Source organism: Herpetosiphon giganteus (genome assembly GCF_016907925.1).
GTDB lineage: Bacteria > Chloroflexota > Chloroflexia > Chloroflexales > Herpetosiphonaceae > Herpetosiphon > Herpetosiphon giganteus.
Genome location: NZ_JAFBCZ010000072.1, coordinates 1 through 2,678, shown reverse-complemented (window position 1 = coordinate 2,678; position 2,678 = coordinate 1). Strand labels below are relative to the sequence as shown.

Below are 2,678 nucleotides of genomic sequence, written 5' to 3'. Positions count from 1 at the left end.
TTACTCTTTTATGCGGTCGTTCGGACGCTCCAGCTTCGTAAAATTCGCATGCCTGGCTAGATTGATTTTGCACACTTCTTGACAAACCACCGCTCGGCTTAGGGAGCTAAATCAAACCATTCCAGAATATGCCCAAGCAAGCGACTTTCTGGATCGTACTGGCTATTGGCAAATGCAGCGGTCATGCGCTCACGGCGTATAGGATCAAGCACCCAGTCAATCACCAAGGCTGTTGCCTGCTCACGATTGGCCCATGCATGGCCGTGTAAGCGGTTTTGACCAAGAATTTTGGCCATACGCAGATCAAGAAAATCTGCATAGTGCTGTAATCCGATCATTGTATCTAACTGTGCATCCCAGTTTATGAGCAATGGTTGAAGATCAAGCTCCGTTTGGGCAATTGCGCTCAGCATTTCATCGATTGAATAATCTGGATCAGCCAACGCTGCTTGCCAGAGCGTCCAAAGATAGGTCAGAATAAGCTGTTGTTCTGATGCTGGCCAAGTCTGCCAATCAGCGAGCCGCAGTTTCCCAAAAATCATATCACGATCGATGAATACTGAGCGATCAGCGCACAATTCTAAAAAGCGTGGCAAAATTGCCCGAAATTGATCAGCATCGCCCCAAGTATTCAATGCCTTAAGGCTATAGCGCCAAAGATCGTTGCTGGTTAATTGGCGAATCGGTTTCGAACGCAGGCGCTGATAATCAGTGTCAGCAACACAACATGGGCAGCCAGTCGGATGCGCAGGAATCGTGTAGCTACTGAAACAGGAATACAGTTGCTCAATAATGATATTCATGGCAGCTGATTGCAGCATACATTCATTTCCACATCATTGACAAGCGCCATTACTTGAGCTGCTGAGCAAGCCCCAGCAGAATGCCTTCGGGGCCGCGAACAAAACACAGCCGATAAAAATCCTCATATTGGGCAATTTCACCGACAATTTCAGCGCCATGCGGACGCAAGCGCATCAGAACGTCATCAAGATCATCAACTGCAAACATAATTCGCCGAATCCCCAGCGCGTTCGAAGGGGCATTGGTTGGGGTTGTATTCACTGCCGCTGGGTTATGAAATTGGCTTAGCTCAACCCGCCCATGAGCATCGGGAGTGCGCAACAGTGCAATCTCACATTCCACATTCTCAAGCCCAACGACTTGATCAACCCACGGCCCAGCCAATGGCATCTCGCCCTCTAATTCCATGCCAAGTTCAAGAAAGAACGCCTTTGCAGCAGCCAGATCGTTCACCACGATCAGCACATTATCCATCCGTTGCAGCGCCATAGTTAATCCTTCCGCTTGAGCTTATGCATTGATCTGGGCAAGAATTGTATCGACAACCTGGGCAAGCGGGGCAGTCGCATCAATCTGGATGGCATTCGGTGCAAAACCTGCCTTGGTTGCATGTTGAAAGCGGGCAAAAGCTTCGCCTGCTTCGGCAGTGCCACCCCATTCATCGGCAGGCCGAGCGGCAAGCCGCTGATTGAGCGTCGCCAAATCGAGCTCAAGCACAAACACTGCATCGAACAAATCGACGAAACGGGCAGAATTGCGCGAGCCACCACAGAAGAAACTAACTTGATGTGTATGATCGGCGACCAAAGCGCGAACCTTGGCAACATCCCAAATCCACGCCCCAAGCTCGTCACTGCTTGCATCCACAGGCTTGCCTGTTTGCAAATCGCCGGAATAGGCCAACTCGCGATCGCCATGGATGGAGTGGTAGCCCCGGCGTTGCAGCTCGTCGCAGACCGTCGTTTTACCAGCGCAGGAAACGCCATCGATGAGGTAATTTTTGATGCCCATGCTTGGTTCCTATCACGACCTATGCTATCTGCTCATCATAGCGATGCTGTCAATCGTAGTGGGCCTAAAACCACAAACGACCCGCTAGGGGTCGCTTGTGGGAGAGAAGAGAGAGGAGAAGGTTTGACTTAACTATACCAGCAAATAGCGCAATTAAGTATGAGATCTTGATTAATTTCTTAGCGTCATCTCAAACTTCTGGCAGCAAACCCTTTTAGCTGTATTGAGCAATCCGATTCTGCAGAAACAGCTGCTCGAAGCCTAACTAGCCTCAAAAGCAAAAAAGCCTGCGATTTCTCGCAGGCTTTGCCATTTCCTCGCGCCAACGAAGCTCTCGCTCACAAGCGATAGCTCCATACACTAGTGTTGCTTGTCATATTGGCGCTGGTCTGTTAGTGATTGTGTTTGGCGCATTCATCGTATTTGTCGGAATCTGCGTGCCCGATAATTAGACATTATCTCAACATTCGTGCTACAATCCATGAGCATATCCTGCTCATTGGCCTAGCTCCAGCGTGCAGATCGATGCCGAACTAGGCCACATTCAGCGTATAACCCGCTGGCTCACGATTAATTCGTGGGCTGGCGGGTTTCGTTTTGGCTCTTTCTAATCCCCTCACGAGGATTTGGGTTATTCGAATGAGTATAACGCGCTCCACGAAATTGCTTGCTTGAATCAGTTTTAATCCTCTCACGAGGATTTGGGTTATTCGAATCAGCAAAATACCAACGCGCTAGTTGCAATTCTAGGTAAGTTTTAATCCCCTCACCAGAGTGTTGCACAATCCATAGGGGTCTCGACAAGCGCCCGATTCCATGGCATGCTCAGCACAGCATCGCTTGTTCATGGAGCCATCACCATG

At 49.6% G+C, this 2,678-nt stretch carries 3 protein-coding genes; all 3 read right to left on the bottom strand.

Annotation, left to right across the window (positions count from 1 at the left end; genetic code table 11):
* Positions 1-98: 98 nt before the first annotated feature.
* From JOD20_RS26205 to JOD20_RS26195, 3 genes are read right to left on the bottom strand one after another with little or no spacing between them, the layout of a single operon-like run.
* Complete coding sequence (locus JOD20_RS26205) at positions 99-821, bottom strand: hypothetical protein (protein ID WP_204758123.1); 723 nt, start codon at positions 819-821, stop codon at positions 99-101.
* A 31-nt stretch (positions 822-852) separates the two neighbouring features.
* The gene (locus JOD20_RS26200; RefSeq protein WP_204758122.1) at positions 853-1,293 is read right to left on the bottom strand and encodes a VOC family protein; all 441 of its coding nucleotides are present in this window, start codon (positions 1,291-1,293) and stop codon (positions 853-855) included.
* Positions 1,294-1,314: 21 nt separating this feature from the next.
* On the bottom strand, positions 1,315-1,815 hold the full coding sequence (locus JOD20_RS26195; protein ID WP_204758121.1) for an AAA family ATPase: 501 nt from the start codon (positions 1,813-1,815) through the stop codon (positions 1,315-1,317).
* Between the last annotated feature and the right edge of the window lie 863 nt (positions 1,816-2,678).